Raw genomic sequence first — 16,776 nt, 5'->3', positions numbered from 1 at the left:
GATTCCGCCGGATACCGTCATCGAATACGCTGCGCGCATGGAAACCGTCATGCTGGACGACGTCGACCGCGGCCTGCTCCACGCGCTGCAGCTCGACGGCCGCGCGCCGATGCGGACGCTCGGCGAGGTCCTCGGCGTCTCCGAGAACACCGTCGCCCGGCGCTACCAGCGGCTGCGGACCGCCGGCGTCCTCCGCATCACCGGCGCGGTCAGCGGCGGCGAAGCCGGCTACACGACCTGGACGCTTCGCCTGCGCACGACCCCCGACGCCGGAGCCGCCGTCGCGGACGCGCTCGCCGACCGGCCCGACGTCTCCTGGGTCCACCTGCTCTCCGGCGGCACCGAGATCTCGTGCACCGTCCACGCGCCGGACACGGCCGGGCGCGACGACCTCCTGCCGCACAAGCTGCCGCGCGCCAACCGCGTCACCGCCGTCTCCGCGCACGAACTGCTGCACACGTTCGCGCTCCCGGACGGCTGGAGCGGGCTGCACTGCCTGTCCCCCGGGCAGATCGACCGGCTGCGGCCGCCGAAGCCCGACTGCGCCGGCCTCCCCCCGGAACCGGAAGACCAGCCACTCCTCGACGCGCTGGCCCTCGACGGCCGGGCGAGCTACACCGCGCTGGCGAAGGCGACCGGCTGGTCCGACTCCACCGTGCGGCGCCGGATGGACGTGCTGCGGCGGCACGGCACGCTGACCTACCACCTCGACGTCTCGCCGGCCCGGCTCGGGTTCCGGTCCGAAACGCGGCTGTGGCTCACCGTCTCGCCGGCGAACCTGGCCGAGGCGGGCGCGGCGCTGGCGAGCCACCCGGAGACGTCGTTCGCCGTCGCCACCACCGGCACCACCAACCTGACAGCGATGGTGAACTGCCGCGACGGCGGCGACCTCTACCGCTACCTCACCGACCGCGTCGCCGGAATCCATGGCGTGCAGACCCTCGAAAGCGCGCCGGTGAACCGCACGGTCAAACGCGCGGGGACGCCGCTCAGGCGTCCGGCAGCACGACCGTGAGCCGCCACGAACCGGCGCTGCGGCCGCTCGGCCCGAGCGCGCGCTGCGCGTCCGAAAGCACGCTGCGGATCGCCAGGTACGTCTTGGGTTCGGCCTTGCGCAACGCTTCCGAGCCCGGCCAGATCAGCACGTGCTCCCCCGGCGGCAGCCAGGACAGGTCGGTCAGGCAGTCGTACAGCGCGTCGAGGTTGTGGCCGAAGTAGTCCGGAAAGGACAGTGCCTCGGCGAACGCCGTCAGCGTGCTCGCCTTGTCGACGGTCGGCTGCGAGTTCACCAGGTGCGGGTACGCGCCCCTCGCGAAGGCTGCTTCCGCGGCGGCCTTCGCCTGCTCCGAGGCGCTCATCGGGCCGGGTCCACGACGACGAACGACGCGTAGTGGTCGCCCGTGTAGTACAACTCGTGCGCCTGCCCCGTGATCAGCCGCCGCGCGCCGCGGTCGGCGCTGCCGGGCGTCTTCACGGTGTACTCGTGGTAGTAGCCGGACTTCTTGCCGGGCAACCGCTTCTCGCGGTTTTCGAACACGACGTCGTCGTTGCGCGGGTACGGGTACGGCCCGCCCTTTTCGATCAGCTGCCACGTGTCGGAAGCCTGCGGCGGCAGCGTCGAGAGGCCCTTGACCGGCAGCCCGGAGTCCGCGCCCGGCACGGCCGCGCCGCCCTTGGCCGGCGCGCTCGCCGACGGACTGGACGAGGTGCCCGGGGACGCCGGGGAGCCGTCGCTGACGACGTCCTTGACCAGCCAGCCCCCCAGCACCAGCACGAGGAGCCCGATCAGGGCGGCGGTGATCCGCCTTCGGTTGAACATGGTGCGCCAGCCTAGGACGGGGTGTCGGAGCGGTCGTCGTCACGCCCGGGAGCGAGCCGGCGGGCGAACAGCCCGACCAGCTTGTCGAGCACCCACGCGGCGGCCAGGCACAGCGGCACGACGACCACCATGACCAGCACGAACTGGACCGGGAACCAGGCCTGGGCGAGCCACAGCTCGACCCCGTCCCACCAGTCGGCAAGCCCGTTGAACACGGTGTGAGCCTACGCGCGCTCTACTGCCGCCGCGCTTCAGGGGCGGTACGTTGCGAGGCATGTTCGCCGTGTACGCGCAGGAACCCAACGCCGAAAGCCCGCTGGACTCGCTCGTCGTGGGCGAGCGACCCGAACCCGACGTGCCGGACGGCTGGGTCCGCGTGCACGTCAAGGCGGCCAGCCTCAACATGCACGACCTCTGGACGCTGCGGGGGGTCGGCATCAAGCCCGAGCAGTTCCCGATGATCCTCGGCTGCGACGGCGCGGGGACCCTCGACGACGGCTCCGAGGTCGTCATCCACTCCGTGATCAACGCGCCGGGCTGGCAGGGCGACGACACCCTCGACCCGAAGCGGACCCTGCTCACCGAGAAGCACCAGGGCACCTTCGCCGACCAGGTGATCGTCCCGGCCCGCAACGTCGTCCCGAAGCCCGAGGCGCTCAGCTTCGCCGAAGCCGCGACCATGGGCACGGCCTGGCTGACCGCCTACCGGATGCTCTTCGTGAAGTCCGGGCTGCGGCCCGGCCAGACGATGCTCGTGCAGGGGGCCTCCGGCGGCGTCTCGACGGCGCTGGTGCAGCTCGGCCGCGCGGCCGGGTTCCGGGTCTGGGTGACCGGCCGTACCGAGGAGAAGCGCGCGCTCGCTTCGAGCCTCGGCGCGCACCAGACGTTCGAGTCGGGCGCGCGGCTGCCCGAGCGCGTCGACGCCGTGTTCGAGACCGTGGGCAAGGCAACCTGGTCGCATTCGGTCAAATCCCTCAAGCCGGGCGGCATCATCGTCGTCTCCGGCTCGACCAGCGGCCCGGACGCGGGCGCGGAGCTGCAGCGCGTCTTCTTCCTCCAGCTGCGCGTCTCCGGCTCGACGATGGGCACCCGCGACGAGCTCGCGGACCTGCTCGCCTACCTCGACCTGACCGGGGTGCGGCCGCAGATCGGGGCCGAACTGCCCTTCGCCGAGGCCCCTAAGGGGTTCCAGGCCATGCTCGACGGCGACACCGCCGGCAAGATCGTCTTCACCCGCTAGACCCCCGCTGAGCTGGGCGGATCGGCTTGTTCCGCCCGGCTCGGCATCTGGTGAATCTTTAACGTACTCAGTTCGAGATCTGGTCGTTAGCACCTGAATTCGACCAAAACCCAATGGTCGCAAGGTAATCTTGAGGTATGACCGCAACGAAGCGGCCCGCCTCGGCTGGACCGGGCGGCCGGTCCAGCAGCGACCCGGACCCGATCCGGGTCTCCTTCCGGCGCTACGCCGGCGTCCGCACCCGCGTCCTGGAAGTCGGCGAAACCACTCCGGACCCGGAACTCCCCCGTCGTTCCCTGCGCCGCCGGGCGGCCACGCCGCACGTCAAGCCGTCGGCACCGCGGTTGGTGCTGCTGCACGGCTACTGCGACAGCGCCGACACGTGGCGCCCCGCCCTGGAGCAGCTCGCGGCCGCCGGGATTCCGGCGGTCGCGGTCGATCTGCCCGGGTTCGGCGACGCGCAGCCGCTGCGGCCCGGCCCGATGCTGCCCCAGCTCGACGCGTTCACCACCGCCGTCGTGCGCGAACAGGCCGTGCTCGGCTCGGTCGTGCTGGCCGGGAACTCCCTCGGCGGCACGATGAGCCTGCGCGCGGCCCAAAACAGCCGGCTGCCGATCTCGGGTGTCGTCTCGATCGCGGCGCCCGGGTTCGTCGACTCGTGGCTGATCCGGACGGTCGCGCGCTACCCATTGCCGCTGCGGCTGTATTCCGCGCTGCCGGTCCCGGTACCCGGTTTCCTGGTGCGCAAGGTCGCCGAGCAGGTCGTCCCGCGGCTGCTGTACGCCGACTCGAGCGTCGCCGACGCTGTGCAGGTGCAGCGCTTCACCGCGCTGTTCCCCGACTACCGCTCGACCAAGAGCCGCCTCGAGCAGGCCCGGCAGCTGGTCGCCGAGCTCGCCGACGCCTACCGCCTCGAGTCGGTGAAGGTGCCGCTGCTGGTCGTCGCGTGCGGCAAGGACAAGCTCGTCACGGCGGCGTCCGGGCGGCAGTTGCACACGCTGGTGCCGCACAGCAGGCTGCTCGTCCGCGAGGACTGGGGGCACTGCCCGCAGCTGGACGACCCGGTGGAGATCGCCGAGCTGCTCACCTACTTCGCGGCGAGCGCGGTACGGACCACCCAGGCCAAGCGCGCCGCGGCGACGGCAACCGCGGCCGTGAGCGAGGACACCGCGGCGGGCTGAGCGGCTCACACTGTCTTCACGCGGAGTTGGCGGTAGGTTCCCCCGTTGGGTCCGTGATCCGGGCCGTCCACCGACGTTCGGGAGACGAAGATGTCCTCTCCAAGCCTGGGCTCCAGCTCCGGCATCTTCCGGCGCAAGCCGATCGACCAGATCCAGGACACCTCGGAAAGCGGTGGCCTGAAACGCACCCTGGGCCTGTGGCAGCTGACCGCCATCGGCATCGGCGGCATCATCGGCGCCGGGATCTTCGCCCTCGCGGGCAGCGTCGCGCACGGCGACGACTCGGCGGGCATCCCCGGTGTCGGCCCCGCCGTGCTGATCTCGTTCCTCATCGCCGGCGTCGCGAGCGCCGCGGCCGCGTTTTCCTACGCCGAGTTCGCGGGCCTGATCCCGAAGGCCGGTTCGGCCTACACCTACGGCTACGCGGTGCTCGGCGAGATCGTCGGCTGGTTCATCGGCTGGGACCTGCTGCTCGAGTACACCGCGATCGTGTCGGTGGTGGCGATCGGCATCTCCGGTTACTTCAGCTTCCTGCTCGGCCAGCTCGGCCTCGACCTGCCCGCGTGGATGCTCGGCGCGCCCGGCACCGGGCCGGGCCACAAGGTCGACCTGTTCGCCGCGCTGCTGTGCCTGCTGATCGCGTACCTGCTCAACCGCGGCATCCGCAGCGCCGCCCGGTTCGAGACGGCGATGGTCGGGATCAAGGTCCTGATCGTGCTGGTGGTCATCCTGGTCGGGTTCTTCTACGTCAAGACCGGCAACTACACGCCGTTCGCCCCGGCCGGCTTCGGCGGCGCGGTGACCGGCGCGGCGACGGTCTTCTTCGCGGTCTTCGGTTACGACGCCATGAGCACCGCCGCGGAGGAGTCGAAGGACGCGCAACGGCACATGCCGAAGGCGATCATCTACTCGCTCGCCATTTCGATGGTGCTGTACGTGCTGGCCTGCCTGGTGCTGACCGGCATGCAGAAGTACACCGAGATCGACCCGAAGAGCGGCTTCTCGACGGCGTTCAAGTCGGTCGGCCTGTCCGGGCTGGCCACGGTGATCGCGATCGGCGCGATCATCGGCATCCTCACCGTGCTGTTCACGTTCCTGATGGGCGCCACCCGCGTCGGCTACTCGATGAGCCGGGACGGCCTGCTGCCGCCGTGGTTCGGCAAGACGAACGAGAAGCGCCAGGTGCCGAGCCGGATGACGTGGATCCTCGGCGGCGCGTCCGCGGTCATCGCCGGCGTCCTGCCGATCGGCGAGGCGGCCGAGCTGACGAACATCGGCATCCTGCTGGCGTTCGTCGTCGTGTGCGTCGCGGTGATCGTGCTGCGCTACAAGCAGCCGAACCTGAACCGGACGTTCAAGACGCCGGGGATGCCGGTGGTGCCCGCGATCGGCGTCGTGTTCTCGATCTGGCTGATCACGTTCCTGCAGCCGGCGACCTGGCTGCGGTTCGCCGTCTGGTTCGTCATCGGCCTGGCCGTCTACTTCCTCTACAGCAAGCGGCACTCGCTCCTGAACCGCTAGCGGATCCGGTCGAGGCGCGCGGCGGCTTCGCGCGCCTCGACCTTCAGCCGCTCGAGGATGACGGCGGCCGAGGCGTCGTAGGCGAGCGGGTAGGTCTGGCCCGCCCACAGCGAGATCGCTTCCGGGTCACCGGCTTTCGCCGACGCCTTGCGCACCGGGCCCGCGAGGTGGTTGAGCTGCGGGTACGCCGCGGGCGCGCCCTCGGACAGCGCGTCCATGAACTTGTTGACCAGCCCCCGCGCCGGGCGTCCGCTGAAGGCACGGGTGAACGCCGTCTCGCGCTCGGCGAGGGCCAGGGCCTTGCGGTGGGCCTCCGACGTGCCGGCTTCGTCGGCGCGCAGGAAGACGGTGCCCAGCTGGGCCGCGACCGCCCCGGCGGCGAGCACGGCGGCGACGTCCGCGCCGTGCACCAGGCCGCCGGCGGCGATCAACGGCAGGTCGGTGCGGGCGGCGACCAGGCGCAGCAGCGCGAGGACGCCGTATTCGGCGCCGCCGCCGGGCAGGCGCGGGTCGTCGGTGAACAGGCTCCGGTGCCCGCCCGCTTCGAAGCCCTGCAGGACGAGCGCGTCGGCGCCGAGGTCCGCGGCCCGCTGCGCGGCCTCCGGCGTGGTCACCGTGACGACGACCGTGCTGCCGGCCTCCTTCAGGCGCACCACGTCCGACGGCGAGGGCGGGCCGAAGGTGAACGACACCATCGGGACCCGCTTCTCGAGGACGACGTCCAGCTTCGCGGGGTACGCGTCGTCGTCCCACTTCGGTTCGCCGAGCTCGACGTCGTACTCGCGGGCGAAGGCTTCGAGCCGTTCGCGGTGCGCGGAGACGTCGGCACCGGTGTCCGGCTGCGGGACGAAGAGGTTGACGCCGAAGTCCCGGCCGGTCAGCTCGCGGGTGCGGTCGATCTGCGCGGCGAGCGCCGCCGGGGTGAGCATCCCGGCGCCGAGGAAGCCGAAGCCGCCGGCCTCGGTCACCGCGGCGACCAGCTCCGGAGTGGTGGGACCGCCCGCCATCGGCGCGGCGACGACCGGGAACGTCAGCTCGTCGAACATGCCACCGAGCGTAGTACTCAGGCGGGCAGCAACATCGTGTAGAGCTTCGTGATGAGCCCGTCCTTGACGAGCGCGACGTCGATCCCCCGCACCACCGGCGGCGCGCCTTTCGGGCCCAGCGCCCAGGCGAGGTGCCCCAGGTCGTGGTTGACCAGCACCGGGCCGTCCGGCGCGAACACGAACCCCGGCGACTGCTCCAGGAGCCCCTTGGCCTTGGCGTTCAGGGCTTGCTGCCCGGTCACGGTCCCTTCGGGATCGGCGAACTCGACGTCGGCCGCGTAGGTCGCCGCGATCGCTTTCGCGCGCCGCTCGTCGTCGCGCTCGTTGAAGACGTCGAGCAGGTTCGCCCGCATCAGTTCGGCCACCGTCGCCATGCCGCACCCTCCTAGGTCCGGCGCCATATTACGTGACATGTCACGCAAGTGTCAGGGGTGATCGTCCGGCCGGGGCAGGGTGCCGTGCTCGACGAGCGCGTCGTAGACCCGCTCCAGCAGGGAAGCCAGCTGGGCTTTTTCGCCGGGTTCGAGCGCGTCGAGGAACGCCTTGCGCACGAAGCCGACGTGGTCCGGCGCGGCCCGGCGCAACGCCTCCCAGCCCTCGGCGGACAGCGCCACGTCGGTGGCGCGCCGATCCTCGGGACTGACGCCGGTCGTGACCAGGCCACGTTCACGCATCCGCTTCAGGTGGTGCGACAGCCGGCTGCGCTCCCAGCCGATGCGGATCGCCAGGTCGGTGATCCGCATCCGGCCGCCGGACGCGCTCGTCAGCGCGACCAGCACGTGGTAGTCCGCGAGCGAGATCCCGCTGTCGGCGCGCAGTTGCCGGTTCAGCTCGTACTCCAGGCGGAGGTGGACCTTCATGTAGGCGTACCAGGTGGCCGTCTCGGCGCTCGAAAGCAGCGCGAACGGCGACCCCGGCGCGAACTCCTGCGTCACCGCGCGAGCTTAACCACCCAGCTTGGTCTAGACCATCTCCTCCGGAAATGCGACGATCCGGGCAGGTGCGACGGCGATGTCGCGCCCTTCCCGCCAGGAGGTCCCCCGGTGAAGACACCCTTGGCGCGCCGGCTCGCCCGCGCGCTCGCCTTGGTGGCGCTGGTCGGCGCCAGTGCCACGGCCGCCCAGCTCACCCCGGCCGCGGCGGCCACGCCCGCGCTGCAGTCGATCGTGCCGGTGCCGGTCTCGGTGACCCCGGCGGCCGGCGTCGCCTTCCCGCTGGTGCCGACGACGAAGATCGTCACCGAAGCCGGGTCGGCACCGGCCAGGCAGGTCGGCGACTACCTCGCCGGCGTGCTGCGGCCGTCGACCGGGTTCGCGCTGCCGGTGTCCGACGCCCCGGCGTCCGTGCCGGCCGACAGCGTGGCGCTGCTGCTCAGCGGCGCGCCCGCGTCCGTCGGCGCGCAGGGCTATCAGCTGGTGTCGACGGCGTCTTCGGTGACCGTGCGGGCCACGACAGCCGACGGGCTGTTCGCCGGCGTCCAGACGCTGCGGCAGATGTTGCCGGGCCGCGTGGAGAGCTCGTCGGCCCAGCCAGGACCGTGGAGCGTCCCGGGCGCGACGATCGTGGACTACCCGCGCTTCGGCTACCGCGGCGCGATGCTCGACGTCGCCCGGCACTTCCACCCGGTGTCGACGGTGAAGCGGTACATCGACGAGCTCGCCCAGTACAAGATCAACAGCCTGCACCTGCACCTGGCCGACGACCAGGGCTGGCGCATCCAGATCGACAGCTGGCCCCGCCTGACGACGTACGGCGGCAGCACCCAGGTCGGCGGCGGCGCGGGCGGCTACTACACGAAGGCGCAGTACACGGACATCGTGAACTACGCGGCTTCGCGGCACATCACGGTGATCCCGGAGATCGACATGCCGGGTCACGTGAACGCGGCGCTGGCGTCGTACGCGGAGCTGAACTGCAACGGGGTGGCCCCGGCGCTGCGCACGGACACGGCGGTCGGCTACAGCTCGCTGTGCATCTCGAAGGACATCACGTACACGTTCATCGCGGACGTGCTGCGCGAACTGGCGGCGCTGACCCCGGGCCCGTACCTGCACATCGGCGGCGACGAGGCATCGGCGACTCCCCAGTCCGACTACTTGACGTTCGTGAACAAGGTGCTGCCCCTGGTGGCGGCGACGGGCAAGTCGGTGGTGGGCTGGCACGACATCGCGAAGGCGACGTTGCCGGCTTCGGCGACCCCGCAGTTCTGGGGGACGTCGACGTCGGATCCGGGGGTGGCGAACGCGGTTTCCCGCGGCAGCAAGGTGATCCTGTCACCGGCGAACAAGGCGTACGTGGACCAGAAGTACAACAGCTCGACCCCGATCGGCCTGTCGTGGGCGGGCTACATCGAGGTCCAGGACGCGTACGGCTGGAACCCGGGAGCGTACTTGTCGGGCGTCGGCGAGTCGGCGGTCCGCGGCGTGGAGTCCCCGCTGTGGACGGAAACGGTGGTCACGCCGGCGGACATCGAGTACCTGGCGTTCCCCCGCTTGGCAGCACACGCGGAGCTGGGCTGGTCCCCGTGGTCGACCCACGACTGGACGGCATTCCGCACCCGCCTGGGCGCGCAGGCCCCGCGGTGGGTGGCCCAGGGGATCAACTTCTACCGGTCTTCGCAGGTCGCGTGGGACACGGGCGGGACGACGAACCCGGGAACGTGCGCGGACCCGGCTTGGAGTGCTTCGCAGGTGTACACGGGCGGGAACGTGGTGTCGCACAACGGCCACAAGTGGACGGCGAAGTGGTGGACGCAGGGCGAGGAGCCGGGAACAACGGGCCAGTGGGGAGTGTGGACCGACAACGGCGCCTGCTGAGGTGAGGGCCGGGCCTGGCTACGGACGGGCCCGGCCTCGACGCTCCTCATCCGTACTCGACGAGGTCGTCCATACCCACCTCGTCGAGCAACGCCGAAAGGCGGCTGTCGTTTTCCTTCGCCTCCCGTGCCGCCGCCTCCCGGATCCCGGGCAGCTGCGCCGCGAGCCATTCGGCTGGGACTCGGTCGGCGATCAGGGCCAGCAGGTGCAGCACGTGAACGCGATAGGTGTGTCGCTGGTCGGTGTCGCTAGGGGCGAAGCCGCGCCTCGCGAACTCCCAGGCCACCGTGAAAGCCCGGGTCAAGGCGGCGGTGTCGCCGGGACTCGTCGCCGCCATCCAGAAGTCGATCAGCGCACGAGCTCCCGACAACGGCCTGGCCCAGCCGGCGATGTGGTGGAAGGTGAAGACGGCCGCTCGCAGGTGCGGGTGGAACGGGTCCAGCGCGTGCACGACGACGTCGTCGTCGGCCTCGCAGTGGAACCGTCCCTGGTTGCGGAGGTAGCCGTAGGTGCCCTCGAACCAGCCCAGCCTGTCGGCCTGCTCGACCGGGCGCATCGGGTGTCCCGGCGGGTACCGGCCGTACGTCCAGTAGGTGTCCGGGTGCCAGGTGGCATCCGCCGACCGCATCGGGACGATGTCCGCCGTGCGCCGGCCGTCCCGCCACGCACGCTCCACCGTGAACAGGTGGATGAGCTCCTTCCAGCCCTCCCCCGGTAACTGCGACCGCCACAGCAGCGTCAGCCGGCGCCACGCGTCGACCGGCTCGGTGGCGTCCGGGAACAAGTCGTCGACGGGAAGCCGGCCACTCGCGAGGACGAGCAGGACGGTCAGGTTCACCGAATACGCCGCGTGCCGCTCCGGCTGGGTCGCCGGCCTCGGCCGGTAGTCGGCGAAGGCGTCGGAGTGTCGCGACTGGAGCGCTTGCCGCACCAAGGAGAGCAGCAATTCGCGCAGAACCGCGCGATCCACCTCGGGCACAGCGGCCAGCCGCTCACCGATGAACGAGATCGTGGTCTCCCGCATGACCAGGGGAGCGAACGAAAGCAGCGCGTGGAGGAAGGAATCGTCCAGCACCCCGGGGCGGCCGCGGTGCCCCACTGTCCGGGCAGCGGCAGTCAGGTCACGCAGCTCTTCCGTGACGAGGCGAGCGACCAGGTACTCGCCGAAGGTCGCGTGGAGGAATTCGTAGGTGCGCAACCGCTGGTCGTCCTGGACGGCCTGGGTTTCGTGGATGAAGTAGAACCGGCCGAACATCAACTGGGCCGCGGTGAGCTCGGCCCGCAATCCCGTCGCGCGCTGCTGCGGCGCCGTGAGCAGAGCCGCCAAGTCGGCGTCCAGCTCCACTTCGGTGACCCACTGCCGAGTCCGGTTGAACATCGCGAACGCGGCGACCGACAACCGCAGCAGCTCCCGGTCGGTGGCCCGCTCGAACTCGGCGGGGGTCAGCCCGCCACCGGACTTGAGCACCTCCCGCGCGGCGAATCGGGCCAGCAGCTGCTCGTACAGCTCGGCCTGTCCGAGCGCGACGTCGTGGTGTTGCAGCGAATTCTGGTCGGCGTCGTAGAGCGCCAGCATGAACAACATCAGCGGCTGCCCGGCGAGGTCGGCGTGGGGCGCGACGACGTCCGCGGTGAGAGGGCACAACCCGTTCGCGGAGAAGTAGTCCTCATTGCCGCGGTTCCACACTCCGAGCCACTGCTCGACCTGCTCGGTGTCGAACGGTTCGAGCCGTACGGCGATCATTCCGTCGGCGGGGCGTGCCCGGTCCGCGACGGCGGTCCGGCTGGTCACGATCACCACCACCGGTCGACCGACCGCGGCCTCGCGACGTTGGAAGTCGGCGACCCGCTCCAGGTAGTCGGACTGGCTCGCGCCCGTCGCCTGGAGCAGTTCGTCGAAGCCGTCGAGCAGGACGACCGGGAGCGCGCCACCCGCCTCGCGGGTCAAGGCAGGCCAGCCGGCGTCCTCACCGGTCGCGGCCCGCACTGCGTCTTCGATGTGGGTCTGCAGGTCAGCCTCCACACGCACCTCGCGGAGGACGACTCGCACCACGAGGTATTCAGTCGTCGCAAGCCGCGCCGCGAGCACCTGGGTGAGCACCGACTTCCCGGCGCCCGGCTGGCCCAGCACGAGCAGAGGCGCCCGGACCGCCTGAGGCGCGGTGAGGTGGCCGACGAGGAATGCCGGCAGGTCGGCACGCACGTCGCGGTCCAGCCACCAGCGCTCGGAGGCCACCGGATCGGACACCCCGACCTCGGCCACGCGGAAGCGCGGCGTCACGTACGCGTCCCCCAGCTCCGGGATCCGCAACCCGGCCGGGACATCCCTGACCGAGATCATCGGCCGGTCGAGGGCGTCGCGGTGTGCCAGCCGCAACGGGTGCGCCACCGGCGGTCCGTGCACGAGCTCGGTGAGGGCTCGCTCCAGCCCCACCAGCCCCGCGCCGAGGTCCCGGACCGCCGCCCGGGTCGCCTGGTGGTCGAGCAGACCGGCCCAGAACGCGAACTCGGGGAACTCCGCGGCCAGCCGGCGGTAGTGCGCCTCGTACCGGGCCACCGCCCCTGCACCCAGCTCGCCGAGCTTCCGGTCGAATCGCGCGCGCTCGGTCTCGTCCATGCGATCCCAGCCGGCAAGACCGGCCAGGAAGGTCTGCGTCCGGCTTCCCAGCTGGCGGTAGTAGTGCGCCAGGCCTTCGAGCACCGACTCGTACGGCCGGTGCGGCGCGGGCACCGGGATGTCGTCCTTGACGACCGCGGCGAGCAGGAACCGCAGTCGTTGCGACGTGGTCGGCTCGTCGAGTGCCACACGCAACTGGTCGGCTCGGTCGAGCCGGAGGTCACGCAGTTCCGGAGGCAGCTTGATCTCGGACAAGACCTCGAAGAACGACGCCAGCACGACGACGGAGTGCGCGGCCACCAGCCGATGGCTCCGGTCGGCCCGGCCGAGTCCGCTCATGCGATCGCGCAGGTTCGAGACTAGAGCACCGCTCAGGCGAGCGAGCTCGGCTTTGGGGTCGAACAGGCTGAGGGCGAAGTCCACGCCACCGGCTGTCGCGGTGAGAAGCGCGCCTCCGGCGAGCCTGTCGAGCGCAGCGACCGTTCTGCTGTCCGCGCCGCCCAGCAAGCGAACGGCGTCGCGAAAGCACAAACCCCGGGCCATGGTCCCCCTCCTCGGTATCGGACCAGGAGATCGCCAACCGGCTGGGCGACGCAACGCGCCGGCCCGACGCTCACCCGAAGGCACTACCGGACCTGGCTCAGCGATGCGATCTTGCGACAACCTTTAGCGTGAGCTCGCCGGCTCGCACGGAGGGTGATCAGCCGGTTTCGTGTGGTGAATCCGGAACACCCGGTTCGTCCGGCGGGTTAGATTGCGGCATGAGCGTTGATCTGGAGCAGGTGCGCGCGCTGTCGCTGCGGGAGAACGGCCTGGCCACCGTCGCCACGACGCGGGGTGATGGCACCGTTCATTCCTCCGTGGTCAACGCCGGTGTGCTCGAAGACCCGGTGACCGGGGCTCCGGGGGTCGCGTACGTCGCCGTCGGGCGGGCACACAAGCTCGCGCTGCTGCGGCGGGCCGGGCATGCCACCCTGACCTTCCGGCGCGGGTGGAACTGGGTCTCCGTCACCGGCGCCACCCACCTCATCGGGCCCGACGATCCCGACCCCGCCTTCGACCCGGCGGGCCTGCCGAAGCTCCTGCGCGACGTCTTCATCGCCGCGACCGGCACCCACGACGACTGGGACGAGTACGACCGCGTGATGGCCGAAGAGCGGCGGGTCGCGGTCTTCGTGACGGCGGACCGGATAATCGGCAATCCCTGACCCGCCCGGCCCGAGGAGTCGACCCGTTGCCCGAGTCCCCGCCCCGTGTGAGCACGCCGGTCAAGATCCTGATCGGCCTGCTCGTCGTCGCCGACGCCGGCTTCGGGGCGGCGCTCGCCTTCGGCGTCCTGCGCGGTCTGTCGCCGTGGCTGATCGGCGGCGCTTACGCGGCGTCCGTGCTCCTCGCGATCGTCGGGTTCCGCGTGTCCCGGGCTCGCGAGCTGAAGCGCGGCTTCGCGAGCCTCCGCGACCTGACCATCGGCGACGAAGGCCTCCGCCTGCCGGCGGGCACACTGAGCACCCGGGTGGTGCCGTGGTCACAGATCGCCGACGTGACGGTCCGCCGCTCGGCCCGTTTCGGCGACGGTCACTTGCGCGACGCGCTCTGGCTCGACCTGGTCACCGGTGGGGGCATCGAGAGTTCGGTGCAGCGCTACGCACCCCGCGGCCGGCTGCAGCCGGCTCCGCCGCAAAGGCGCCAGTTCGAGCAGACGGCGATCCTCGACCCAGCCCTGTTCGACGCGGTGGTCGAGCGGCTCCGGAAGGAGCTGCGGCACCGGCAACTGCACGCCCAGCTGCGAGGGACGCCTCGGATCCGCTGACCGAGGGGTAGCCGAGCAGCCGGACCTCGATCCCGCGACCCACGCTGAACAGCGCTGCCGAGGCCGGCCGGGCCACTCGCCTCCGTCACGCGAGGCTGAACCAGGCTGACCTCAGCCGAGCCGGCCCAGCAGTTCCCTCGGCACGATCCGCACCGGGAACGGCCGCTCGAGTTCGCAGACCTCGTTCCCCGCGGCCTTGGCCACCTGCTGGTAGCAGCCGTCTGCATCAAGCTCGAACACCGTGAGCGCGGGTTCCTGCGGGTCGATCACCCAGTAGCTTCCCGTCCCGAGCCGCTCGTAGACCGCCTTCTTCGTGTTGAGGTCATGGATCGCCGTGCTCGGCGACAGCACTTCGACCGCCAGCACCGGGGCCGCCGGGAGATCCTTCGCGGTGAAGTCCTCGGTGCACCCGACCAGGACGTCGGGCTGCAGTTCGGTCCGGTCGCCGTGGTGCACCGCGAACGGCGCCCCGACGACATCGAGTCCGGGTGGGCAAGCCGCTTCCAGCACGCCGTAGAGGCGGTAGGCGATCTTCTGGTGGCCGAACCCGGGCGCCGGCGTCACGAGCAGCGCCCCGTCGATGAGTTCGTGTCTTCGGCCGTCATCCGGCATCCCCTCCAGGTCGCGCACCGTCATGGGGCCCGACCCGGCCGGATACTGGAAGTCCATCATGAGAGTCATGGTGCCCTCCTTTCGCTCTTCACACCAGAGCGAACCAGACAGCACCGACAAGAACGGCCTCGAACACCGGTTCGGCGCCCATATTCACACCTCCGCGTGAATATGGGCGCCGGTGTCACATCAATGGAACAGTTACTTCTTGTTCTTGCCCGAGTCCTCAGTGGACAGAGCGGCGACGAAGGCCTCCTGCGGAACCTCGACCCGGCCGACGGTCTTCATCCGCTTCTTGCCCTCCTTCTGCTTCTCCAGCAGCTTGCGCTTCCGCGAGATGTCACCGCCGTAGCACTTGGCCAAAACGTCCTTGCGGATCGCGCGGATCGTTTCGCGGGCGATGATCCGGGAACCGACCGCCGCCTGGATCGGGACCTCGAACTGCTGGCGCGGGATCAGCTCGCGCAGCCGGGTCGCCATCCGGTTCCCGTAGCCGTACGCCGCGTCCTTGTGGACGATCGCCGAGAACGCGTCCACCGTTTCGCCCTGCAGCAGGATGTCCACCTTGACCAGGTCCGCGATCTGCTCGCCGGCCTCTTCGTAATCGAGGGACGCGTAGCCGCGCGTACGCGACTTCAGCGTGTCGAAGAAGTCAAAGATGATTTCCGCGAGCGGGATGTTGTAGCGCAGCTCGACGCGGTCCTCGGACAGGTAGTCCATGCCGAGCAAGGTGCCGCGCTTCGTCTGGCACAGCTCCATGATCGTGCCGACGAACTCCGACGGCGCGAGGATGCTCACCTTCGACACCGGCTCGTGCACCTCGGCGATCTTCAGCCCGGTCGGCCAGTCCGACGGGTTCGTCACGACGACCTCGCTGCGGTCTTCGAGCACCACCCGGTAGATGACGTTCGGCGCCGTCGAGATCAGGTCGAGGCCGAACTCGCGCTCGAGCCGGTCGCGCGTGATCTCCAGGTGCAGCAGGCCGAGGAAGCCGCAGCGGAAGCCGAAGCCCAGCGCCACCGACGTCTCCGGCTCGTAGTCGAGCGCGGCGTCGTTGAGCTGGAGCTTGTCCAGCGCCTCGCGCAGCTCGGGGTAGTCGGAGCCGTCCACCGGGTACAGCCCGGAGTAGACCATCGGCTTCGGCTCGCGGTAGCCCGCCAGCGCTTCCTTCGCGCCGTGGCGCTCGGACGTCACGGTGTCGCCGACCTTCGACTGCCGGACGTCCTTCACGCCGGTGATCAGGTAGCCGACCTCGCCGACGCCGAGTCCCTTGCTGGGCTTGGGTTCCGGCGAGATGATGCCGACCTCGAGCAGTTCGTGCGTGGCGCCGGTCGACATCATCTTGATCTTCTCGCGCGGCGTGATCTTGCCGTCGACGACACGGATGTAGGTGACGACGCCGCGGTAGGTGTCGTACACCGAGTCGAAGATCATCGCCCGGGCCGGCGCGTCGGCGTCGCCCTGCGGTGCCGGGACCGTCTTCACGACCTCGTCGAGCAGCTCGCCGACGCCCATGCCGGTCTTGGCCGAGACCCGCAGCACGTCGTCGGGCTCGCAGCCGATGATGTGGGCCAGCTCACCCGCGTACTTGTCGGGGTCGGCCGACGGCAGGTCGATCTTGTTGAGGACCGGGATGATCTGGAGGTTGTTCTCCAGGGCGAGGTAGAGGTTGGCCAGCGTCTGGGCCTCGATCCCCTGCGCGGCGTCGACCAGCAGGATCGCGCCTTCGCACGCCTCCAGCGCCCGGGACACTTCGTAGGTGAAGTCGACGTGGCCGGGGGTGTCGATCATGTGCAGGACGTGGTCCTGCCCGTCGACCTGCCAGGGCAGCCGGACGTTCTGCGCCTTGATCGTGATGCCGCGCTCGCGTTCGATGTCCATCCGGTCGAGGTACTGAGCGCGCATGGCCCGCTCTTCCACGACGCCGGTGAGCTGCAGCATGCGGTCGGCCAGGGTGGACTTGCCGTGGTCGATGTGCGCGATGATGCAGAAGTTCCGGATGAGCTCCGGAGGCGTGAAGGTGGTGTCGGCGAACGTCGTCACTCGAATGAGTCCTCGGAAAGTCGGGGATGGCCACCTCTATGTTCCCATGGCCCTCCGGGTGCGGGTGGGGG

General features: G+C 70.4%; 16 protein-coding genes. 7 read left to right on the top strand and 9 right to left on the bottom strand.

The features are described from left to right. Positions 1 to 37 precede the first annotated feature (37 nt). Positions 38 to 1,015, top strand: coding sequence for an Lrp/AsnC family transcriptional regulator (locus tag ABFJ78_RS16070; protein WP_436387140.1), 978 nt, complete (start codon positions 38 to 40; stop codon positions 1,013 to 1,015). Here ABFJ78_RS16070 and ABFJ78_RS16065 read toward each other — a convergent pair. Genes ABFJ78_RS16065 through ABFJ78_RS16055 form a run of 3 tightly spaced genes read right to left on the bottom strand, consistent with a single transcriptional unit; the run spans position 990 to position 2,034 of the window. Further along, the gene (locus tag ABFJ78_RS16065; RefSeq protein ID WP_436387139.1) at positions 990 to 1,358 is read right to left on the bottom strand and encodes a barstar family protein; all 369 of its coding nucleotides are present in this window, start codon (positions 1,356 to 1,358) and stop codon (positions 990 to 992) included. The genes ABFJ78_RS16070 and ABFJ78_RS16065 overlap by 26 nt on opposite strands. Further along, the gene (locus ABFJ78_RS16060; protein ID WP_436387138.1) at positions 1,355 to 1,819 is read right to left on the bottom strand and encodes a ribonuclease domain-containing protein; all 465 of its coding nucleotides are present in this window, start codon (positions 1,817 to 1,819) and stop codon (positions 1,355 to 1,357) included. The genes ABFJ78_RS16065 and ABFJ78_RS16060 overlap by 4 nt, the downstream gene beginning before the upstream one ends. An 11-nt stretch (positions 1,820 to 1,830) precedes the next feature. Further along, positions 1,831 to 2,034, bottom strand: a complete 204-nt coding sequence (locus ABFJ78_RS16055; RefSeq protein WP_086676857.1) for a hypothetical protein — start codon at positions 2,032 to 2,034, stop codon at positions 1,831 to 1,833. Between the two features lie 59 nt (positions 2,035 to 2,093). On the opposite strand from ABFJ78_RS16055, the gene ABFJ78_RS16050 reads away from it, so the two are divergent. From ABFJ78_RS16050 to ABFJ78_RS16040, 3 genes are all read left to right on the top strand, one after another. Beyond that, complete coding sequence (locus ABFJ78_RS16050) at positions 2,094 to 3,059, top strand: quinone oxidoreductase family protein (RefSeq protein ID WP_436387137.1); 966 nt, start codon at positions 2,094 to 2,096, stop codon at positions 3,057 to 3,059. 137 nt (positions 3,060 to 3,196) lie between these two features. Next, positions 3,197 to 4,240, top strand: a complete 1,044-nt coding sequence (locus ABFJ78_RS16045) for an alpha/beta fold hydrolase (RefSeq protein ID WP_436387136.1) — start codon at positions 3,197 to 3,199, stop codon at positions 4,238 to 4,240. A gap of 90 nt (positions 4,241 to 4,330) precedes the next feature. Next, on the top strand, positions 4,331 to 5,761 hold the full coding sequence (locus ABFJ78_RS16040; protein ID WP_436387135.1) for an amino acid permease: 1,431 nt from the start codon (positions 4,331 to 4,333) through the stop codon (positions 5,759 to 5,761). On the opposite strand, the gene ABFJ78_RS16035 is transcribed toward ABFJ78_RS16040, so the two are convergent. Genes ABFJ78_RS16035 through ABFJ78_RS16025 form a run of 3 tightly spaced genes read right to left on the bottom strand, consistent with a single transcriptional unit; the run spans position 5,758 to position 7,742 of the window. Beyond that, a complete protein-coding gene (locus tag ABFJ78_RS16035) occupies positions 5,758 to 6,807 on the bottom strand; it encodes a nitronate monooxygenase (protein ID WP_436387134.1) in 1,050 nt (349 codons plus the stop codon). The genes ABFJ78_RS16040 and ABFJ78_RS16035 overlap by 4 nt on opposite strands. A 17-nt stretch (positions 6,808 to 6,824) precedes the next feature. After that, a complete protein-coding gene (locus ABFJ78_RS16030) occupies positions 6,825 to 7,181 on the bottom strand; it encodes a nuclear transport factor 2 family protein (RefSeq protein ID WP_436387133.1) in 357 nt (118 codons plus the stop codon). 51 nt (positions 7,182 to 7,232) lie between these two features. Then, positions 7,233 to 7,742 carry a MarR family winged helix-turn-helix transcriptional regulator gene (locus tag ABFJ78_RS16025; protein WP_436387132.1) on the bottom strand — a complete coding sequence of 170 codons (510 nt, stop codon included), beginning with the start codon at positions 7,740 to 7,742 and terminating at the stop codon, positions 7,233 to 7,235. 108 nt (positions 7,743 to 7,850) lie between these two features. Between ABFJ78_RS16025 and ABFJ78_RS16020 the strand changes: the two genes are divergently transcribed. Next, positions 7,851 to 9,623, top strand: a complete 1,773-nt coding sequence (locus ABFJ78_RS16020; protein WP_436387131.1) for a family 20 glycosylhydrolase — start codon at positions 7,851 to 7,853, stop codon at positions 9,621 to 9,623. Between the two features lie 46 nt (positions 9,624 to 9,669). Here ABFJ78_RS16020 and ABFJ78_RS16015 read toward each other — a convergent pair whose 3' ends face one another. Then, a complete protein-coding gene (locus tag ABFJ78_RS16015) occupies positions 9,670 to 12,783 on the bottom strand; it encodes an NACHT domain-containing protein (RefSeq protein WP_436387130.1) in 3,114 nt (1,037 codons plus the stop codon). A 218-nt stretch (positions 12,784 to 13,001) separates the two neighbouring features. On the opposite strand from ABFJ78_RS16015, the gene ABFJ78_RS16010 reads away from it, so the two are divergent. Together ABFJ78_RS16010 and ABFJ78_RS16005 are read left to right on the top strand one after the other, a co-directional pair. Next, complete coding sequence (locus ABFJ78_RS16010; protein WP_436387129.1) at positions 13,002 to 13,448, top strand: pyridoxamine 5'-phosphate oxidase; 447 nt, start codon at positions 13,002 to 13,004, stop codon at positions 13,446 to 13,448. A gap of 26 nt (positions 13,449 to 13,474) precedes the next feature. Further along, the gene (locus tag ABFJ78_RS16005) at positions 13,475 to 14,050 is read left to right on the top strand and encodes a PH domain-containing protein (RefSeq protein WP_436387128.1); all 576 of its coding nucleotides are present in this window, start codon (positions 13,475 to 13,477) and stop codon (positions 14,048 to 14,050) included. Positions 14,051 to 14,161: 111 nt separating this feature from the next. Here ABFJ78_RS16005 and ABFJ78_RS16000 read toward each other — a convergent pair whose 3' ends face one another. Both ABFJ78_RS16000 and lepA read right to left on the bottom strand, forming a co-directional pair. Then, the gene (locus ABFJ78_RS16000; protein ID WP_436387127.1) at positions 14,162 to 14,731 is read right to left on the bottom strand and encodes a Uma2 family endonuclease; all 570 of its coding nucleotides are present in this window, start codon (positions 14,729 to 14,731) and stop codon (positions 14,162 to 14,164) included. 132 nt (positions 14,732 to 14,863) lie between these two features. After that, the gene (gene lepA / locus ABFJ78_RS15995) at positions 14,864 to 16,705 is read right to left on the bottom strand and encodes a translation elongation factor 4 (protein WP_436387126.1); all 1,842 of its coding nucleotides are present in this window, start codon (positions 16,703 to 16,705) and stop codon (positions 14,864 to 14,866) included. Positions 16,706 to 16,776: the final 71 nt, after the last annotated feature.

This window comes from Amycolatopsis sp. MEPSY49 (assembly GCF_051337345.1).
Taxonomy (GTDB): domain Bacteria; phylum Actinomycetota; class Actinomycetes; order Mycobacteriales; family Pseudonocardiaceae; genus Amycolatopsis.
Note: the sequence above shows the minus strand (reverse complement) of the source record. Positions and strands in the feature narration are given on the sequence as shown.

What these genes read in the sequence shown, in the direction of transcription:
- ABFJ78_RS16010 (WP_436387129.1), top strand. Translation starts at nt 13,002, where the DNA reads ATGAGCGTTGATCTGGAGCAGGTGCGCGCGCTGTCGCTGCGGGAGAAC.
- ABFJ78_RS16030 (WP_436387133.1), bottom strand. Translation starts at nt 7,181, where the DNA reads ATGGCGACGGTGGCCGAACTGATGCGGGCGAACCTGCTCGACGTCTTC.
- ABFJ78_RS16000 (WP_436387127.1), bottom strand. Translation starts at nt 14,731, where the DNA reads ATGACTCTCATGATGGACTTCCAGTATCCGGCCGGGTCGGGCCCCATG.
- ABFJ78_RS16045 (WP_436387136.1), top strand. Translation starts at nt 3,197, where the DNA reads ATGACCGCAACGAAGCGGCCCGCCTCGGCTGGACCGGGCGGCCGGTCC.
- ABFJ78_RS16015 (WP_436387130.1), bottom strand. Translation starts at nt 12,783, where the DNA reads ATGGCCCGGGGTTTGTGCTTTCGCGACGCCGTTCGCTTGCTGGGCGGC.
- ABFJ78_RS16060 (WP_436387138.1), bottom strand. Translation starts at nt 1,819, where the DNA reads ATGTTCAACCGAAGGCGGATCACCGCCGCCCTGATCGGGCTCCTCGTG.
- ABFJ78_RS16035 (WP_436387134.1), bottom strand. Translation starts at nt 6,807, where the DNA reads ATGTTCGACGAGCTGACGTTCCCGGTCGTCGCCGCGCCGATGGCGGGC.
- ABFJ78_RS16040 (WP_436387135.1), top strand. Translation starts at nt 4,331, where the DNA reads ATGTCCTCTCCAAGCCTGGGCTCCAGCTCCGGCATCTTCCGGCGCAAG.
- ABFJ78_RS16065 (WP_436387139.1), bottom strand. Translation starts at nt 1,358, where the DNA reads ATGAGCGCCTCGGAGCAGGCGAAGGCCGCCGCGGAAGCAGCCTTCGCG.
- ABFJ78_RS16070 (WP_436387140.1), top strand. Translation starts at nt 38, where the DNA reads ATGGAAACCGTCATGCTGGACGACGTCGACCGCGGCCTGCTCCACGCG.
- ABFJ78_RS16050 (WP_436387137.1), top strand. Translation starts at nt 2,094, where the DNA reads ATGTTCGCCGTGTACGCGCAGGAACCCAACGCCGAAAGCCCGCTGGAC.